Here is an 18621-nt window from a genome sequence, read left to right as displayed (position 1 = left end):
TCCACCCGTTTGGTCGTACCTGAAGGTTACGCAATGGACCTGACAGAACGAAGCCCGGCCTCGGTTGGTGACCGTCGTGCTGGACGACACGCCCCGGACTGCACCAAGCTGGAGCCATGCCAGCGACGACTGTCCCCTTCCGCCACCTGTTCGGCCCCGGACCAACCAACCCCTACCCGGAAGCCACCCTCGCCCTGTCGCGTCCCCTGCTGGGTCACCTCGATTCGGCCTTCATCGCCGCGATGGACCACTCCTGCGAGGGTCTGCGGCAGGTCTGGGGTACCAGCAACGCCAGGACGCTGCCGCTGTCGGCGACCGGCTCGGCCGGCATGGAGGCCGCCTTCGTGAACACCGTCCACCCCGGGGACGTGGTCGTCATCGGCGTCAACGGGCTGTTCGGCGAGCGGATGTGCGACGTCGCGGCCCGCTGCGGTGCCGAGGTGGTCAGGGTCGACTTCGAGTGGGGTACGCCGGTGGACGCCGATCGGCTGGCCGCGGCCCACCCCAATCCCACGATCATCGCGGCCGTGCATGCCGAGACCTCGACCGGGGTGCGCTCAGACATCGCCGCGCTGGGGGCCGTCAAGGGTGACGCCCTGTTGTTGGTCGACGCGGTCACCTCGATCGGCGGCATCGAGTTGCGGGCCGACGACTGGGGCATCGACGTCGGCTACGCGGGGACGCAGAAGTGTCTCGGGGTGGCGCCGGGGCTGGCGCCATTCACCATCAACGAGCGCGCCTGGGAGCGCCGCGTGGCGAAGCCGCAGTCGTGGTACCTCGACCTCGGCATGCTGGGCGGCTACGTTGGCGAGGCGAGCGGTGCGAAGCGCACCTACCACCACACCGCACCGGTTGCGATGGTGGTCTCGCTGGCGGCCGCGCTCGACCGGATCCTCGACGAGGGGTTGGCGGATGTGTGGGCCCGCCACCAGGCGGCCGGCGTTGCGTTGCAGGCCGGCCTGCAGGAGATGGGCCTGGAACTGTTCGCCGCCGAGGGCCACCGGTTGCCGGAGCTCACCACGGTCAAGGTGCCCGATGGGGTGGATTCGGCCCGGGTCCGCGGCTACCTGCTCGACAGGTACGACATCGAGATCGGCGCCGGTGTCAAGCAGTACGCGTCCTCGGTCTGGCGGATCGGACTAATGGGCCCGAACGCTAACCCGGGCTCGGTGGAATTGATCCTGGCCGCGCTGGCCGACGCGCTGCGGCACGCTTGATCTGCTTCCCACCCCCAGGGGTGGGATGTCGGTGCCGCCTGCGGACGAGCTGCCCATCGCCGAGGGTGAATTGGTATGGTGTCGATCGGCCCTCAACGACGACCGTCCACGCCTTGGGAGGTATCGCTTATGAATCCCGCGCTTCGCAATCACGCTGATACCACGAGCCTGCCGCGGCGCATCGTCGCGGTCGCGGTAGCGGTCCTGATGGCAGTGCCGACGCTGGGGGCCACGGCGCCGCAGGCATCGGCAGTCGAGCCGTTCAGCGATATCACGCCCGACATCAAGTTCTACGACGAGATGGTCTGGATGAGGGACGCCGGCATCTCCACCGGCTGGCCTGACGGCACCTACCGCCCCTGGCAGCCGGTCAACCGCGACGCCATGGCCGCCTTCATGTACCGGCTGGCCGGTGAGCCCGAGTTCGACTTGCCCGAGACCTCGCCATTCGCCGACATCACCCCGGAAACGCAGTTCTACAAGGAGATGGCGTGGATGAAACACGCGGGCATCTCGACCGGCTGGGAGGAGGACAACACCTACCGTCCATGGCAACCGGTGAAGCGGGACGCCATGGCAGCGTTCATGTACCGGCTGGCCGGGGAACCGGCATTCGCGACGCCGCCCACCTCTCCTTTCACTGATGTCGATCCCGACGTCCAGTTCTACAAGGAGATGGCATGGATGAAGCACTCGGGAGTCTCCACCGGTTGGCCGGACAACACCTACCGTCCCGGAAACGACATCCTCCGCGACGCCATGGCGGCGTTCATGTTCCGGCTCAGCGGCCTGCTCTCCGAGGGGCTGCTGCAATCAATCACCGCCGGCAACGCGCACACCTGCGCGCTGACCACTGACGGCGGGGTCAAGTGCTGGGGCAGCAACGCCCAGGGCCAACTCGGTGACGGCACCAACGACAACAGCTCCACGCCGGTCGACGTGACCGGGCTGACTGCCGGCGTCAGCGCCATCAGCGCCGCCGGCAACCGCACCTGCGCAGTATTCGCCGATGGCCGGGTCAAGTGCTGGGGCGAGAACACCTACGGTCAACTCGGCGACGGCACCACCCAGAACCGGAACACCCCGGTCGACGTGGCCGGCCTGGGATCGGGTGCCGTGGCGGTCACCGGCGGCGCCCACCACACCTGTGCGCTGACCACCGGCGGCGGCGTGAAGTGCTGGGGCAACAATGGCCAGGGCCAACTCGGCAACGGCAGCAGCACCGGCTCCTACACACCGGTCGAGGTCACCGGTCTTGGCTCCAGCGTGACCGCCATCAGCGGCAACACCTGGCACAACTGTGCCGCCACCGGTGACGGCGTCAAGTGCTGGGGCAACAACCAGTACGGCCAGTTGGGCGACAACACCAACGTCGGCAGGCGGGTGCCGGTCGAGGTGACCGGGCTCGGTGCCGGCGTGACCGCCCTCGCCACCGGCGAGTTCCACTCCTGCGCGGTTACCGGCGACCAGACCAAGTGCTGGGGCAACAACAACAACGGTCAGCTCGGCGACGGCACCACCGCACGCTCGTACACGCCGGTGACCACCACCGGGCTGGGCTCCGGTGTCTCCGCGATCACCGCCGGCAACAGCCACACCTGCGCGATCACCAACACCGGGGCAGCCAGGTGCTGGGGCCTGAACACCAACGGTCAGCTCGGCGACGGCAGCACCACCAGGCGGTCACAGCCCACCGATGTGGTCGGCCTGACCTCGGCAGTGGCTGCCATCGGCGCCGGCGACTTCCACAGTTGCGCGCTGACCGCCACCGGAGGCGCCAAGTGCTGGGGCCACAACGGCCAGGGCCGGTTGGGCGACGGCACCACCAACCAGCGCACCACCCCGGTCGGCGTCGAGGGTCACGCACCGCTGGAGGTCACCACCAGCGAACTGCCGGACGCGACCGTCGGCACGCCCTACTCGCACACCCTGTCCGCGGCCGGCGGCAACGCCCCCTACCAGTGGAGCACCACCAGTTCACTGCCCGCCGGGCTGACCCTGTCCACCGCCGGCGTACTCAGCGGCACCCCGACCAGCCATACCGATGGGCCGGTATCGCTCGTGGTGACTGTGACCGACCGGCGCGGCGGCACCAACAGCGTCACGCTCGAGCTCGACGTCCAACCCGAAGAGTTGGTGGTGACCACCACCGGCCTGCCCGACGCCACCCTCGACAAGCCGTACACCCAGAGCCTGACCGCGACCGGCGGCGTCCCGCCCTACAGCTGGTCGACAAGCACCAAACTGCCGGCCGGGCTGACCCTGTCGGACAGCGGTGTGCTCAGCGGCACCCCGACCCAGGCCACAGCTGATCCGATGTCGCTGGCCATCACGGTGACCGACGACTGGGACACCAGCAGCACCGTCGAGCTGACCTTCAGGGTCAACCCGCAGCCGTTGGAGATCACCACCAACAGCCTGCCGAACGCGATGGTCGACCAGCCCTACTCGCAGACCCTGACCGCGACCGGCGGCATCGCCCCGTACGAGTGGTCGACCACCAGCACGCTGCCCGACGGGCTCAGCCTGGCCAGCGACGGGACGCTGACCGGGACGCCGACCACTGCCACCTCGGCGGCGGTCTCGGTCGAGGTCACCGTCGCCGACGACTGGGGCATCGAGTCCACCGCCAATCTGGCCCTCAGCGTGCTCCCGGCCAACCTCGCCGTGGTGAGCACCGGCCTACCGGACGCGACCGCCGGCGAGGAGTACTCGGCAACCCTGGCGGCGGGCGGTGGCGTCGCACCCTACACCTGGTCGACCGCCGGTGCCCTGCCGAGCTGGCTGAGCCTGTCCGAGTCCGGCGAACTGACCGGCACCCCGGTCAGCCACACCACGACCCCGATCACCATCTGGGTCACCGTCACCGACAGCTGGAACCTCTCGACCACCGGCAGCGTGACCCTCAACGTCAATCCGGCACCGCTGGCGATCGCCACCAGCACCCTGCCGGCCGGCAAGGCCGGCGACGCCTACCCCGCCACCACTCTGCACGCGGTCGGCGGCGTGGCGCCCTACACCTGGACCGCCAGCGGGCTCCCGGCCGGGCTCAACCTGTCACCGCAGGGCGAACTGGGCGGCACCCCGGAAAGCCACACCCCAACCGCGGCCAACGTCACCATCACCGTCACCGACGACTGGGACACCACCACCACGGTCAACCTGACCCTCACAGTCGCCCCGGCCGACCTCGCGGTCGCCACCGACGGCCTGCCGGACGCCACGGTCGGCGTCCCGTACTCGCACCAGCTGGCGGCCAGCGGCGGCGTCAAGCCGTACAACTGGACGACCGACAGCACCTTGCCGGCCGGTCTAGCCCTGTCAGCCAGCGGTGTGCTCAGCGGCACCCCGACGGGCCACACCACCGAACCGGTCACCATCCAGCTCACCGTCACCGACGCCTGGGACACCAGCACCACCGGCAGCCTGACCATCACCGTGCAGCCGGCGCCACTGCAGATCACCACCAGCACACTCGCGGACGCCACAGCAGGCGCCTTCTACACCCGGACGCTGGCCGCCACCGGCGGGGTGGGTCCGTACACCTGGTCGACCAGCAGCAAACTGCCGGAGGGCCTCAGCCTGTCCGGCAACGGAGTGCTGAGCGGCACCCCCGCCAGCCACACCAGCGGTCCGGTCACCATCGCGGTCACCGTCACCGACACCCGGGACACCCGCGCGACCACCAACCTGCAACTCTCCATCACCCAGCCGCCGCTGTTGATCACCGTGGACGCCCTGCCGGCGGCGATGGTCGGGCACCCCTATTCGGCGGCCCTGACCGCCACCGGCGGCATCGGCCCATACCGGTGGACGGCCGAGGACCTTCCCGATGGCATCGAACTGTCCGGGGGCGAGCTGGTCGGCATCCCGACAACCGCCGGGGAACACACCATCCAGGTCTCGGTCACCGACGCCCAGTCGAGCCGGGTGAGCCGCAGCCTGCGAGTGACCATCCACGACGACGACACCCTGGTGGTGGCCACCGACGACCTGCCGGCAGCCACGGTGAACGAGCACTACTCCACCACCCTGGCTGCGACCGGCGGCACCGCCCCTTACTCGTGGACCACCAGCAGCCAGCTGCCCGCGTGGCTGAACCTGTCACCGACCGGTCAGCTGTCCGGTACCCCGAACACCACCGAACAGGTCACCATCGAGGTCACCGTCACCGACAGCCAGGCAAGGACCGCCAACGCCAGCCTGACGCTCACCGTGAACCCGGTCCCCGACGCCCCTGGCAGCAACGGATAGCAGCCCGGCGCTAACCTCACACCCATGGGTTCCGAGGTGCGGGCATGACGCTTGCCTTCCTGCTGACGTTGCTGGCCGGGCTGGCCACCGGTGTCGGCGGCATCGTCGCCACCCTTGCCCGCGCGGGCAGTCAACGCTTCCTGTCGTTCAGTCTGGGTCTGTCCGCGGGCGTGATGATCTACATCTCCATGGTGGAGATGCTGCCGCAGGCGAACCAGCGGCTAGCCGCGCACTTGGGCAGCGAACGGGGTGCCTGGGTGTCGGTCGCCGCCTTTTTCGGCGGCATCGTGTTCACCGGCATCATCGACCGGCTGGTGCCCGAGAAGGTGAACCCGCACGAGGCCGACCTGCGCCCGCACGCCGAGGCGGCCCGCAACCAGACGCTCGCCCGCACCGGGCTGATCACCGCCGCTGCGGTCGCGCTGCACAACTTCCCGGAAGGCTTCGCCACCTTCATCTCGGCACTGGAGGATCCGCAACTGGGTATACCCATCGCCATCGCGGTCGGGATCCACAACGTCCCGGAAGGTATCGCGGTTGCGGTTCCGATCCACCAGGCGACGGGCAGCAGGCGCAAGGGCATCATCGCCGCATGGCTGTCCGGCCTTGCTGAACCGGTGGGTGCTGTGGCGGGTTACCTGCTGCTCAGGCCATTCCTGACCGAGACCACCCTGGGCATCGCCTTCGGTGTGGTGGCCGGGATCATGGTCTTCATCTCGTTCGACGAGCTGCTACCCACCGCCGAGGAGTACGGCAAGCACCACCTGACCATCTACGGCCTGGTCATCGGGATGGCGGTGATGGCACTCAGCCTGCTGCTGCTGATGTGACTTTGCGTGCTAATCCTGCGCCCAGTCCAGGGTTGGCACCTGGGCGGCGAACTCGCGCAGCAGGGCGGACGAGGCGTCCAGGGCGTTCAACTCGCCCGAGCCAACCTTGCCCTCCATCTCCTGCGACAGCCGGCGCATCCGCCTGGTGCCGTGCAGCGAGTCCATCACCGCGGCCTCGGTCTGGCTCCACATCCAGCTCACCTGCTGGGACGCCCGGTAGGACGACAACCCGTAGGTGGCCTCCAAGTACTGACGGTGCTCCAGCACCGCCTGCCAGACCTCCTCCAGACCGATCTTGTGCAGTGCTGAACAGGTCAGCACCGGCACCCGGCGCTCCGACGACTGCGACGAGACCAGCTTCATCGCGATCGACAGCTCCCGGGCGGTCACCCTGGCCTCGCCCGCATTTTCACCGTCGGCCTTGTTGACCGCGATGACATGGGCCAGCTCCAGGATGCCCTTCTTGATGCCCTGCAACTGGTCGCCGGAGCGGGCGAGCATCAACACCAGGTAGGTGTCGACCATGCCGTGCACGGCCACCTCGGACTGCCCGACGCCGACGGTTTCGACGATGACCACGTCGAAGCCGGCGGCCTCGACCAGCAGCATCGCCTCCCGGGTGGCCCGGGCGACACCGCCGAGGTGCAGCCCGGTGGGTGAGGGCCGGATGAACGCGTCGTCAGACTGCGACAGCGCGCCCATCCGCGTCCGGTCACCGAGCACCGAACCACCCGAGACCGAGCTGGACGGGTCGACCGCCAGCACCGCCACCCGATGGCCCTGCTCGATGAGCAGCACCCCCAGCGCGTCGGTGAAGGTGGACTTGCCGGCTCCCGGAACCCCGGACAGCCCCAACCTGATCGAGTTGCCCGACAAGGGGGCAAGTTCTCGCAGCAGCTCACGCGCCAGCGGGCGGTGGGCAGGTTTGCGCGATTCGACGAGGGTGATGGACCGGGCCAGCGCGGCCCGGTCCCCACTCCTGACGCCTTCGATCAGGGCCGGGACGTCGATCGGCCTAGGCATTGCCCTCCCGAGCGGCCTTCACCATGCCCTTGAGCAGGTCGGTTGCCGCCACCGGGATGTTGGTGCCGGGCGGGTAGATCGCCGCCGCACCAGCCTGCCGCAGCTCCTCGAAGTCGCCCTCGGGGATGACGCCGCCCACCACGATGGCGATGTCCTGGCGTCCCTGCGCGTCCAGCTCCTGACGCAGTGCGGGCACCAGCGTCAGGTGCCCCGCGGCGAGCGACGACACGCCGACGACGTGCACGTCACCCTCGATGGCCTGCCGGGCGGCCTCCTGCGGGGTCTGGAACAGCGGGCCCACGTCGACGTCGAAGCCGAGGTCGGCGAAGGCGGTCGCGATCACCTTCTGGCCGCGGTCGTGGCCGTCCTGGCCCATCTTCGCGATCAGCACCCGTGGCCGGCGACCCTCGATCTCCTCGAACTCCTCGACCAGTGCACGAGTCTCGTCCATGGCCTGCGATTCACCCGCTTCCTTGGAGTAGACACCAGAGATGGTGCGGATCTGCGCGGTGTAGCGGCCGAACGCCTTCTCCATGGCGTCCGACATCTCGCCGACCGTGGCGCCGGCACGGCCGGCGTCGATGCACTGCTTGAGCAGGTTGCGCTCCGGGTCGGTCGAGTCGGGGTTGGCGGCGGCCCAGGTGAGCGATTCGAGCGCCTTGGCGACGGCGTCGGCGTCCCGTTCTGCCCTGAGCTTGTCGAGCTTGGCCAGCTGCTGGTTGCGCACCTCCCGGTTGTCGACCTTCAGCACCTCGAGCGGGTCCTCGGAGTCGAGGACGTACTTGTTGACGCCGATCACCGGCTGGCGGCCGGAGTCGATCCGGGCCTGGGTGCGGGCCGCGGCCTCCTCGATGCGCATCTTCGGGATGCCGGCCTCGATGGCCTTGGTCATGCCGCCGGCCTGCTCGACCTCCTGGATCAGGCCCCAACCGCGAACCGCGAGGTCCTTGGTCAGTTTCTCGACGTAGGCCGAACCGGCCCACAGGTCGACGCTGCGGGTGGTACCCGACTCCTGCTGCAGGAACAGCTGGGTGTTGCGGGCGATCCGGGCGGAGAAGTCGGTCGGCAGCGCGATGGCCTCGTCCAGTGCGTTGGTGTGCAGCGACTGGGTGTGACCCTGGGTGGCGGCCATCGCCTCGACACAGGTGCGCACCACGTTGTTGTAGACGTCCTGGGCGGTCAGCGACCAACCGGAGGTCTGGGAGTGCGTGCGCAGGCTCATCGACTTGGGGTTCTTCGGGTTGAACTGCCGCACCAGGCGGGCCCACAGCATGCGGGCAGCCCGCAGCTTGGCCACCTCCATGAAGAAGTTCATGCCGATGCCCCAGAAGAAGCTCAGCCGGGGTGCGAACTGGTCGACCTTCAGGCCCACCGACTCACCGGCGCGGATGTACTCCACCCCGTCGGCCAGCGTGTAGGCCATCTCGATGTCGGCGGTCGCGCCGGCCTCCTGCATGTGGTAGCCCGAGATCGAGATCGAATTGAACTTCGGCATGTTCGCGCTTGTGAACGCGAAGATATCCGACACGATCCGCATCGACGGGTCCGGCGGGTAGATGTAGGTGTTACGAACCATGAACTCCTTGAGGATGTCGTTCTGGATCGTGCCGGCGAGCTGCTCGGGCTTGACGCCCTGCTCCTCGGCGGCCACCACGTACAGCGCCAGGATCGGCAGCACCGCACCGTTCATGGTCATCGACACACTCATCTGGTCGAGCGGGATACCGTCGAACAGTTGCCGCATGTCGAGGATCGAGTCGACCGCCACACCGGCCATCCCGACGTCACCGGCCACCCGTGGGTGGTCGGAGTCGTAGCCACGGTGGGTGGCCAGGTCGAAGGCGATCGACAGGCCCTTCTGGCCGGCTGCCAGGTTGCGCCGGTAGAACGCGTTGGACTCCTCGGCGGTGGAGAAACCCGCGTACTGACGGATCGTCCACGGCCGGGAGACGTACATCGTGGTGTACGGGCCACGCAGGAAGGGCGGGAAACCCGACAGCGTGTCCAGGAAGTCCAGGCCGTCATAGTCGCCGGAGTCGTAGAGGTGCTTGACCGGAATCTGTTCCGGGGTCAGCCACTCCTGCGGCCCGGCAGCGGTCAGCAGCTGGTCGAAGTTCGCCCGGGCGTCCGCCCCGGCAGCCGCGTCGCCCAGTTCGATGCTGTCGAAGCGAGGTAGCGCGTTCACTTGTTCACCCCCAGAGTTTCAAGGACGCTGTTCAGACCGGCCACGACGTCCATGCCCATGGCGATGGTGCCGTCGATGACGCCGGAGCTGTCAACGTCTCCGAGTTCCTTGATGTTGCCGGCCAGCAGCACCTGCTGCGCACCGGCGTCCTTCAGCGCCTTGGCAACCTCAAGGCCCTGGGCCGCGTAGACCTTGGCCGACGAGCACAGGCACGCCACCGGTGTTCCGGCCGCCTGCCATGCCGCGACGATCTCCTCGGTGGAGCCGCCCTCGACCATCGGGGTCTGCAGACCTGCGATGTGGAAGTAGTTGGACGCGAAGCCCTCGCGACCACCGAAGTCGCGACGGGTGCCGAGGCAGGCCAGGAAGACCTTGGCATCGGCTCCGGCGGTGGCGTCCCGCAGCGCCTCGAACGGCGCGGAGTTGCGCTGCCACTTCAGCCCCGCGTACTGCGGGGCCTCGGGGCGTGGCGTGCGGTCGGTCACCGGGGTCTCACCCGGGTTCGGGAACTCCGAGACACCGGTGATAGGCAGCTTGCGGGTGGCCAGCAGCTTGGCGCGGCCGGCGTTCAGCTCTTCGAGGGCCTGGCCGACCAGGCCGTCGGCCAGTGCCGCGACCATGCCGCCAGCGGCCTCGATCTTCTGGAACTCGGCCCAGCCGGCCTCGGCGATGTCGCGGGTCAGCGCCTCGATGTACCAGGCGCCACCGGCCGGGTCGTTGACCCGCCCGATGTTCGACTCCTCAGCCAGCACGATCTGGGTGTTGCGGGCCAGCCGCCGGCTGAAGTCGTTCGGCAGTCCCCACGCGGTGTCGAACGGCAGCACGGTGATCGCCTCCGCGCCACCGACAGCGGCCGAGAAGGTCGCGATGGTGCCACGCAGGATGTTGACGTACGGGTCGTCGCGGGTGATCTCGCGCCACGACGTGACCGCGTGCTGACGGGCGCCGCGCTTGGCCGGGCTGACCTCGAAGACCTCGCCGACCCGGGCCCAGACGGTGCGCAGCGCGCGCAGCCGGGCGATGGTGGCGACCTGGTCGCTGGCGGCGGTGACCCGGAAGTTGATCGAGTCGAAGGCGTCATCCACGTTGACGCCCTGCTCGACCAGCGCCCGCACGTACTCCACCGCGCTGGCCAGCAGCCAGGCGACCTCGTGCACGTCGCCGGCACCGGCGTTGTGGTAGATCGTTCCGTCCACCACGAAGGCCCGTGACTTGCTGTAGCCGGCCAGCCGCTCCACCCACTTCGACAGCCCCGACAGGTCGGGAGTCGTGCCGGTGAGGGCGGCCTCACCGATCGGGTCGAGGCCGAGGTTGAGCGACAGCTCAGCCTTGTCGGCCTCGGATGCTTCGAAGACGCCCAGCAACGCCTCGGCCGCCGCCACCTGGTCGGTGCGGCTGGAGACGTCGACCTTGGCCAGGTCGAGCAGGACGTCGGCGAGGGCACCGGAGACATCGGACGCGGCGATGGCGTCCGGGTCGACCCGCAGCCAGATGCTGGTGGCGCCGCGCTCCAGGTCGGTGCGGATGGCCTGCCTGGTCGCCGCGACGTCCGGGTCCTCGTGCAGCGCGCGGACATCCCACGCGTCCATTGCGCCGGTTCGGATGGTGGTGCCGCGGGTGAACGGTGCGGCAGCGGGGGCGCCCAGCTCACCGGCCGCGTCCTGCCTGGTGTAGATGGGCTCCACGACCAGGCCGTCAACGGTCCTGGTGCGGAGCCGGTCGACGGCCTGCTCTGCGGTCAGCTGCTTGCCTTCCGGACGTCCCTTGTTCAGCACCTTGGCGACTTCGGCGGCCCACTGCTCGAGGCTGGGTGCGTCGAAATCACCGGCGAGAACGAGGTCTTCGGGGACTTGGTCCACGACATCCGTTGACGCGCCTGCTGGTGGAGTAGGTGTCGTCATCGGTTCACTCCTCCCAGTGTGAAACGGCTCCTCGCGAAGCCTGATGTGCATTCCACGCGACCCACGGCCGCGCGTTGGCATTTGGTGGTGGGCGCCAGCCCGAACCGGACAGCATCTCGGGCTGGGGCGGGGGCTGGATGGCCGGAACCACCCAAGCCCTCACAGCATACCAAGTTGACTATTCGGCCGAACCCACGCCCTCGATCAGCTGCGGTCAGCCCTGCTCGGGCTCCCCGGCCACGATGGTGATGTCGTTCAACTTGGCCTGCGACTTGGTCAGGGCGGCGCAGAACTCGCCACCGAAGCCGAGCGCGCTCGCGGTCGCCAGCGCCTCGTGCACACCGTCGCCGACCATCGCCGGGACGCTGAGCTCGGCGGCCATCCGGGTGTAGTAGCGGACGTCCTTGCGGGCGTTGTCGAGCTGGAACTTCAGGGTCTCGAAGTCGCCGTTGAGCGAGTTCTCCATGATCTTCAGGGTGCCGCCGTTGGCGAACCCGCCGCCCGACAGCACCTCGGTCAGCTTCTGCGGGTCGACGCCCATCTTGACTGCGATCGCGAACCCCTCGGCCAGGATCGTCAGCGCCGCCTGGAAGGCGGTGTTGTTGAGCAGCTTGATGATGTGACCGGCACCGACCCCGCCGCAGCGGTAGATGTTGTCGGCGAAGCACTTGATGATCGGTTCGATCTCGGCGTAGAGGTCGTCGTCGGCCCCGACCAGCACGTTGACGGTGCCGGCCTCGGCCTCGGCCGGACCCCTGGTCAGCGGGATGTCGGCGATCCGGGCGCCCTTGCCGGCTGCCAGTTCGTTGAGCTGCCGGGTCATCGAGGGCTCGGAGGTGGAGGCGTCCATGATGATCAGGCCCGGCTTGGGGTCGGTGAGCAGTTCGGTGACTACCTGCTCGACGTCGGCGGCCGAGGTGACGCAGATCACCACGATGTCGCTGGTGCGTCCGAGTTCAGCGTTGTCGGCGGCCCGGGTGGCGCCGAGCTCGTCGAGCCCCTCGGGCGCCCGCTGCCGCATCGTGTAGGCCAGCGGATAGCCCTTCAGCAGGATGTTCTTGGCCAGGCCGTGACCCATCAGGCCGGTGGCGCCAACGAATCCGATCTGCTTGGTGGTGTCGTTCAACGTGCTTCCTCTCGATTGGACGTGGTCTATGGACTCCATCCTGCCATCAGTGGTGGTGCCGGACGGTATGGGTGGGACTGCAGGGGTGACGACGAAGCCCGACCCCGCCCGGATCAACCTCCGTACGCGGCTGGCCGTGGCGGTGATCGTGCTGATCGGGGTCTCGCTGACCCATGGTCGGCTGGACATCTCCTCGGCCCAGGGCGTCGGTTCGCGGTTCACCATGGTGCTACCCCGCTCCCGCAACGGGAAGGACGTCGCGGGGCGGGCGGCTCATGGTGGACGGCGAGTGGGTCGACCTGTCGGCGCGCGAGTTCGCGCTCGCCGAGACCTTCATGCGTAACCCGGGCCGGGTGCTCAGCCGGGAGCAGTTGCTGTCGAGCGTCTGCGGTTACGACTTCAACGCCCAGTTCAACGTCGTCGACGTCTACGTCAACTACCTGCGCAAGAAGTTGGGCAAGGACCACATCGAGTCGGTGCACCGGATGGGCTACCGCTTCCGCTGAGCTGATCCGGACCCGATTACAATCGTCGGCATGACCCCGAAGGCCCCGACCCGCCGGTTGACCAGCAACATCCACCACACCGCCCTGATCTTCGAGGGCGGCGGGATGCGGGTCAGCTACACCGCTGCGGTCGTGGTGGCGCTGCTGGAGGCCGGCTTGCACTTCGACTGGGTGGCCGGCATCTCGGCCGGTTCCTCCAACACCGCCAACTACCTGTCACGCGACCGCGCCCGGGCCCGCCGCTCGTTCGTCGAGTTCGCCGCCGACCCGCAGTTCGGCGACCTGCGCACCCTGATCAGGGGCAAGGGCCTGTTCAACTCCGAGTACATCTACCGGGTCTCCGGTCAGCCCGGCCAGGCACTGCCCTACGACTTCGACACCTTCCAGGCCAACCCGGCACGGATGCGGCTTGGGGTCTTCGAGGCCGACACCGGCCGCGCCTTCTACTGGACGCGCGACGACGTCAAGACCCGGGACGACCTGATGGCGCGCGTGCAGTCGTCGTCCACGCTGCCGTTCTTCATGCCGCCGGTGCACATCGGCGACCACGTCTACGCCGACGGCGCGCTCGGTCCAAGCGGCGGCATCGCCCTGGACGCCGCCCGGGCCGACGGCTTCACCCGGTTCCTGGCCGTGCTGACCAGGCCACGCGACTACGTCAAGGCGCCGGTGCGGATCAGCCGGCCGATGCGCCAGTACTTCCGCAAGTACCCGGCGATTCTCGACGCGTTGCAGCAGCGGGCGACGAACTACAACCGCAGCCGTGAGGAGTTGCTGGAGCTGGAGCGCAGCGGGGACGCGATGATCTTCTTCCCCGAGGGTTTCACTGTCAGCCAGGGCGAACGCAACACCGCCAGGCTGGCGCGCAGCTTCGCCGACGGCGCCGCCCAAGCGGCCCGGCAGTTACCGGCATGGCGGGAGTGGCTGGGCGTCTGAGCCGGGCGTTGCGTCCGTGCGGTGGTCAGCGCCGGCGCCGGCCGAGCGCAGCGAAAGCCGCATACAGCTCGGCGTTCAGGCTGCGCAACTGCCACGCGTCCGGCTTGAGCACCTGCCGGTCGTAGCTGAACAGGCCGTTGGTCTCGGTCTCGACATCACTGAGCTGGGTGTAGACGCAGCCCCGTAATCCCTTGCTGACCAGCGGGATCAGTTGTTCTCGGTACAGGTCGCGCAGGGCGGCGTCATAGCCGGACCGGTCGGGCAGCGTGCCGTAACCGTAGTGGCCCCTGACATCCCACTGGTGGTCGGGCAGGACCAGGTTGTAGCCGCCGAACTCGGACAGCAGGAACGGCCGCCGGTCGCGCCGGGGTGGGGGTTGCAACTTGAGGATGTAACGGTGCCGGCTGCGGAAGTCGCCGCCGCCCTGGTCGTACCAGCCGGAAACCGCATCGATCAGCCGTGTCGGGTCGACGATCCGCACCATCGACTCGATCCGATTGGTCTGGTACTGCCCCCAGGCCTCGTTGAAGATCGTCCAGCAGACCACGCTCGGGTGCGGATCGAGCAGCTTGATCATGCCGATCATGTCGGCCTCGAAGAGCTCCCGGTTCTCGCGGTGCTGGCGGCCGGCCGCCCGGTGGGCCCGGCGTGAGGTGTCGTCCAGTTGAACGTTGAATGTCATCGCTATCCGGGACTGCACGACGTTCAGCCGCGGCTTGCCACCGTTGACTACGTCCTGGATGACCAGCATGCCGAGCCGGTCGGCGTGGTCGTAGAACCGCCGGGACTCGACCTTGATGTGCTTGCGGACGCCGTTGAACCCGAGGTCGCGCAGCTGTTGCAGGTCGAAGACCAGGGCCTCATCGGCCGGGGCCGTCATGCCGGTCTCGGGCCAGTAACCCTGGTCGAGCGGCGCGTTCAGCAGCACCGGCTGGCCGTTCAGCAGCACCGCCGGGCGCCGCTCCCGGCGCGCACCCGGGATCGGCCCGAGCGCGACGGTCCGCAGACCCGCCCACGACCACACCTCGTCGTGGCCGGCGGTGACCCGGAGCCGGTAGCGGTAGGGGTCCTCGAGGGTCCACGGCCTCGGGTCGGGCAGCCTGACCTGCAGGGATTCGCCTGAGTTCCCGGCGACGCGGACGGTGCCGCCGTCGGGGAGTTCGACGCCCACCTCGACCTGGCACGGCTGCTCGGTCTCGACGCGGAGCTCCATGCCGTCCAGCCTGTCGAGGGTGAGCGTGTGCACCGCGGTGATGGCGTTGGCGGGCCTGGGCTCGGCCCAGACGGTCTGCCAGATGCCGCTGGTGGCGGTGTACCAGATGCCGCCCGGGTCGTCGGACTGCTTGCCGTACTGCTGGCCGTTGGCAGGCCCCGGGTCGCGGACGCCCACCACCACCTCGACCGGGCCGGATTCCCACGGCAGGTCGAAGCTGAACGGCAGGTAGCCCCCCAGGTGGGAGCCCACACACTGGCCGTCCACCCAGACCGCGCACTCGTAGTCGACCGCTTCGAAGTTGAGCACCACCCGGCGTCCCCGCCACGCCACGGGTGGTTCGACGGTGCGCCGGTAGAACAGCGTCTCGTCGGCCCCCAGCGCCCGGGTGACCCCGGACGCGACGGTCTCCAGAGCGAACGGGACGGTGATCTGGCCCTGGTAGACCATCGGCAGTGTCTCGGCCACCAGCGCGCCCAACGCTGGCCGTACCACGTACTCCCACGGTCCGTTCAGGCTGCGCCACTCGGTCCGCTCCAGCATTGGGCGCGGGTACTCCGGCAACGGGTTCGGGTTCCCGATCGCCTGGGACGCCCAAGGGGTGCGCAGCCTGGTTGCGTTTGGCATCGGAACTCGCTTTCGCCGGTATCCCCCAAACGCTAGTTGAATCCGAAGAACCGCCGAGCGATCTTGTAGGCAACCAGCGTGACGCGGCGTCCGAAGCTGCCTGGCAGGTTCACCAGCCGCCCCATCGGGGTGCGCATCAGCCGGCGCCAGGTGACCTGGTCGGTCTCCCGGATCTCACGCCACAGCCTTGCCTTCTCAGTCAGGTACTCCGGTTTGCCGGTCCGGATGCAGATGATCGACGACACCGCTGTCACCACGCCCAGGTATGACTCCAGGTACCTGCGCAGCCGCCGGGGCAACGGGGTGTCCCGGCTGGGCAGGTGGCCGATCATCAACCGGTTGACCTTCAGTTGCTGGTCGGCCCGCTTGACCATCACCGCCTCGCTGACCGACTGGTCGGGGCGGCCGATGAAGTACTGGTACAGGTCGACATCGAGGTAGTGGATGGTGCGTACCAGGGCCATCGGCCCGTACGCGTACAGGTTGTCCACGTAGAACGTGTGCTCCGGCAGTTCGAGCCCGAACTGGCGCAGCAGACCGGTCCGGTAGGTCAGGGCGTGCATCAGCAGGTACTGCGAGAGCCGGAACCGCCCGACGGCGTGCCAACTGACGGTCCGCCCGTCCGGGAAGACGTTGCCGTAGCTCATCACATGCTTGCGGCGCTTGCCCTGCTTGTCGTAGACGAAGTTGGTGACGACCAGGTCGGGCCCGGCACCGGCCGTCACCAGCGCGCGGAGGGCCTCGACGAGGGCGTGGAACGCCTCGGGTTCCAGCCGGTCGTCGGAGTCGACGACCTTGAAGTAGTGGCCGCGGGCCAGCCGCAGCCCGGTGTTGATGCCGGAGCCGTGCCCGCCGTTGGGCTTGTTGATCACCAGGACGCGTCCGGGGTGTTCGGTGGCGTATCGTTCGGCGATCAGTGCGGTGTCGTCGGTGGAGCCGTCGTTGACCACGATGGCCTCCACGTCGTCGGGCACCGGGAGCATGGAGTCCAGACAGCGCGCCAGGTAGTCCTGCGAGTTGTAGCTGGGCACCACGATGGTCAGCACCTTCGTGGCCTGGCCGTCGTCCTGGACGGGCACCGAACCTCCTCGAGCAGGGCGGCAGGGGTCGCCGACGGGAGCATGGTAGCCCGAGCCGCTGAAGTCAGGCCGGCTGGTCCAGCCGGCTGTACGGCGGGCCGGCGGCCAGCATGGCGTCCACCCGGGCGTTGTCACGCTTGTTCTCCCGGTACCCGCGCAGCACCGCCAGCAGCCCGCGCAGGTGATGACCATTGAGCAGGTCGATCAGCCCCTCAACCATCGCGATGCTCACCATCCCGCTGCTCATTTTCGCGATCGCCCGGAACGGCATGTTGCGGACGAACTCGACCTCGGTACCCGGCCGCCCCTGCGACCGCGAGCGGCTCAGCCGGGCGGACAGCCACCGGTCCACCAGCCGGCCGAGCGGGCTGGGGGCGTGGCCCAGTTCGAGCAGCGGGTCGTTCAGACCCAGCAGATTGCCCGGTGCAGGACGTGGCAGCGGCCGGCCGAGCAGCCTGGTGAAGTCGTCGATGCTGACCTGGCGTCCGTCTCCGGCGGTGTAGGACGTCAGCTCCGGCGGCCGGGCCACCACCGGAGCGTCCCGGTCGACGGTGGCGGTCAGCCGGATGTCGACGCAGCTGGCACCCACCATGACCTGCCAGCTGCCGGGCTCGACCTGCCACTGCCCGGTGACCACGTCGAAGTGCCGAAACGTGTACTCGTTGAAGTCGATCCTGACCCGCCGGGACCGCCTGGCGGCCAGGAGCTGCTTGCTGAACCCCTTCAGCTCGCGCACCGGGCGGATCAGCTTCGAACCGGGCAGCCCGACGTAGAGCTGGGCCACCTCGCTGCCGTCCCGGCCGGAGGTGTTGGTGAGGGTGAACTGGACGCCCTCGTCGTCGACCGCCAAGTCGGAGTACTCGAAGGTCGAGTAGCCCAGCCCGAAGCCGAACGGGTACCGCACCGGGATGCCGGCGCTCAGGTAGTGCCGGTAGCCGACGAACGGGCCCTCGGTGTAGTAACTGTGCCGCCCACGGGCGGGGAAGCGGCCAGCGGTCGGGGTGTCGGCCAGCGACATCGGGTAGGTCTCGGCGAGCCGGCCGGACGGGTTGACCTCTCCGGTCAGCACATCGACCACCGCCTCGGCGGCGGCCTGCCCGGCCAGGTAGGAGTGTACGATCGCCGCGGCCTGGTCGACCCAGTCGGTGCTGACGACCGAACCTGCCGTCAGCACCACCACCGTGGCCGGGTTGGCCGCGTGCACCGCTGCCAGCACCTCGAGCTGGGACGCCGGCAGGTCGAGGTCGACGCGGTCGACACCCTCGGCCTCGCTCGCCTCGTCCAGACCGATGTACACCACCGCGACGTCGGCGCGTCCGGCCAACTCGGCGGCCTCGGCGATCATCGCGCCGCTGGACGCCCGGCCGCGTCGGTAACCGGGAGCGAACCCGACCACCTCCAGCGGGCTGGACGAGAACGCCGCCAGCGGCTGCACCACCTTGACCGCGTTCACCTGCGACGACCCGGCCCCCTGGAAACGTGGCGTCTCGGCCAGGTCGCCGATGATCGCCACGCGGGTACCGGCCGGCAACGGCAGCAGCGCGTCCTCGTTACGGAGCAGGACGATGCTGGCAGCCGCGGCCTCGCGGGCCATGGCGTGGCTGGCGGCCAAGTCGGCCATCGGGTGATCGATGTCGACCGAACGCCGCGCCAGCCGCACCACCTCGGCGGCCCGCGCGTCCAGGTCGGCCTGGGCCAGACGCCCTTGGGCGACGGCGTCGACC

12 protein-coding genes are annotated in these 18621 nt (G+C 68.9%); 5 read left to right on the top strand and 7 right to left on the bottom strand.

Annotated features, from left to right (window positions below):
• Nucleotides 1-116 precede the first annotated feature (116 nt).
• The 3 genes from WBL05_RS10360 to zupT all read left to right on the top strand — a co-directional run bounded on the left by WBL05_RS10360 (nt 117) and on the right by zupT (nt 6301).
• Complete coding sequence (locus tag WBL05_RS10360) at nt 117-1217, top strand: pyridoxal-phosphate-dependent aminotransferase family protein (protein WP_424225716.1); 1101 nt, start codon at nt 117-119, stop codon at nt 1215-1217.
• Between the two features lie 129 nt (nt 1218-1346).
• On the top strand, nt 1347-5471 hold the full coding sequence (locus tag WBL05_RS10355) for a putative Ig domain-containing protein (RefSeq protein ID WP_424225714.1): 4125 nt from the start codon (nt 1347-1349) through the stop codon (nt 5469-5471).
• A 44-nt stretch (nt 5472-5515) separates the two neighbouring features.
• Nucleotides 5516-6301, top strand: coding sequence for a zinc transporter ZupT (zupT, locus tag WBL05_RS10350; protein WP_424225713.1), 786 nt, complete (start codon nt 5516-5518; stop codon nt 6299-6301).
• Between the two features lie 9 nt (nt 6302-6310).
• Here the strand turns inward: zupT and meaB are convergent, their stop codons facing one another.
• The 4 genes from meaB to WBL05_RS10330 form a co-directional block, all read right to left on the bottom strand.
• The gene (gene meaB, locus WBL05_RS10345; RefSeq protein ID WP_424225711.1) at nt 6311-7324 is read right to left on the bottom strand and encodes a methylmalonyl Co-A mutase-associated GTPase MeaB; all 1014 of its coding nucleotides are present in this window, start codon (nt 7322-7324) and stop codon (nt 6311-6313) included.
• On the bottom strand, nt 7317-9509 hold the full coding sequence (gene scpA / locus WBL05_RS10340) for a methylmalonyl-CoA mutase (protein WP_424225710.1): 2193 nt from the start codon (nt 9507-9509) through the stop codon (nt 7317-7319). Before scpA ends, meaB begins: the two co-directional genes overlap by 8 nt.
• On the bottom strand, nt 9506-11410 hold the full coding sequence (gene mutA / locus WBL05_RS10335) for a methylmalonyl-CoA mutase small subunit (protein ID WP_424225708.1): 1905 nt from the start codon (nt 11408-11410) through the stop codon (nt 9506-9508). The genes scpA and mutA overlap by 4 nt, the downstream gene beginning before the upstream one ends.
• A gap of 214 nt (nt 11411-11624) precedes the next feature.
• On the bottom strand, nt 11625-12536 hold the full coding sequence (locus tag WBL05_RS10330) for an NAD(P)-dependent oxidoreductase (RefSeq protein WP_424225706.1): 912 nt from the start codon (nt 12534-12536) through the stop codon (nt 11625-11627).
• 275 nt (nt 12537-12811) lie between these two features.
• On the opposite strand from WBL05_RS10330, the gene WBL05_RS10325 reads away from it, so the two are divergent.
• Nucleotides 12812-13042, top strand: a complete 231-nt coding sequence (locus tag WBL05_RS10325) for a winged helix-turn-helix domain-containing protein (protein ID WP_424225705.1) — start codon at nt 12812-12814, stop codon at nt 13040-13042.
• 30 nt (nt 13043-13072) lie between these two features.
• The gene (locus WBL05_RS10320; protein ID WP_424225704.1) at nt 13073-13978 is read left to right on the top strand and encodes a patatin-like phospholipase family protein; all 906 of its coding nucleotides are present in this window, start codon (nt 13073-13075) and stop codon (nt 13976-13978) included.
• A 25-nt stretch (nt 13979-14003) separates the two neighbouring features.
• Here the strand turns inward: WBL05_RS10320 and WBL05_RS10315 are convergent, their stop codons facing one another.
• The 3 genes from WBL05_RS10315 to WBL05_RS10305 form a co-directional block, all read right to left on the bottom strand.
• Nucleotides 14004-15818, bottom strand: a complete 1815-nt coding sequence (locus tag WBL05_RS10315; protein WP_424225703.1) for a glycoside hydrolase family 2 protein — start codon at nt 15816-15818, stop codon at nt 14004-14006.
• Between the two features lie 32 nt (nt 15819-15850).
• Complete coding sequence (locus tag WBL05_RS10310) at nt 15851-16897, bottom strand: glycosyltransferase family 2 protein (RefSeq protein ID WP_424225701.1); 1047 nt, start codon at nt 16895-16897, stop codon at nt 15851-15853.
• A 64-nt stretch (nt 16898-16961) separates the two neighbouring features.
• A partial coding sequence (locus tag WBL05_RS10305) for a glycoside hydrolase family 3 C-terminal domain-containing protein (RefSeq protein ID WP_424225699.1) occupies nt 16962-18621 on the bottom strand: 1660 nt, incomplete at its 5' end.

It is taken from the genome of Brooklawnia sp. (assembly GCF_049651565.1).
GTDB lineage: Bacteria > Actinomycetota > Actinomycetes > Propionibacteriales > Propionibacteriaceae > Brooklawnia.
This window is presented reverse-complemented; position numbering and strand designations above follow the sequence as displayed.

Coding starts and splice junctions, on each gene's coding strand:
- WBL05_RS10320 (WP_424225704.1), top strand. CDS start 13,073: ATGACCCCGAAGGCCCCGACCCGCCGGTTGACCAGCAACATCCACCAC.
- WBL05_RS10325 (WP_424225705.1), top strand. CDS start 12,812: ATGGTGGACGGCGAGTGGGTCGACCTGTCGGCGCGCGAGTTCGCGCTC.
- WBL05_RS10355 (WP_424225714.1), top strand. CDS start 1,347: ATGAATCCCGCGCTTCGCAATCACGCTGATACCACGAGCCTGCCGCGG.
- meaB (WP_424225711.1), bottom strand. CDS start 7,324: ATGCCTAGGCCGATCGACGTCCCGGCCCTGATCGAAGGCGTCAGGAGT.
- WBL05_RS10315 (WP_424225703.1), bottom strand. CDS start 15,818: ATGCCAAACGCAACCAGGCTGCGCACCCCTTGGGCGTCCCAGGCGATC.
- zupT (WP_424225713.1), top strand. CDS start 5,516: ATGACGCTTGCCTTCCTGCTGACGTTGCTGGCCGGGCTGGCCACCGGT.
- WBL05_RS10360 (WP_424225716.1), top strand. CDS start 117: ATGCCAGCGACGACTGTCCCCTTCCGCCACCTGTTCGGCCCCGGACCA.
- mutA (WP_424225708.1), bottom strand. CDS start 11,410: ATGACGACACCTACTCCACCAGCAGGCGCGTCAACGGATGTCGTGGAC.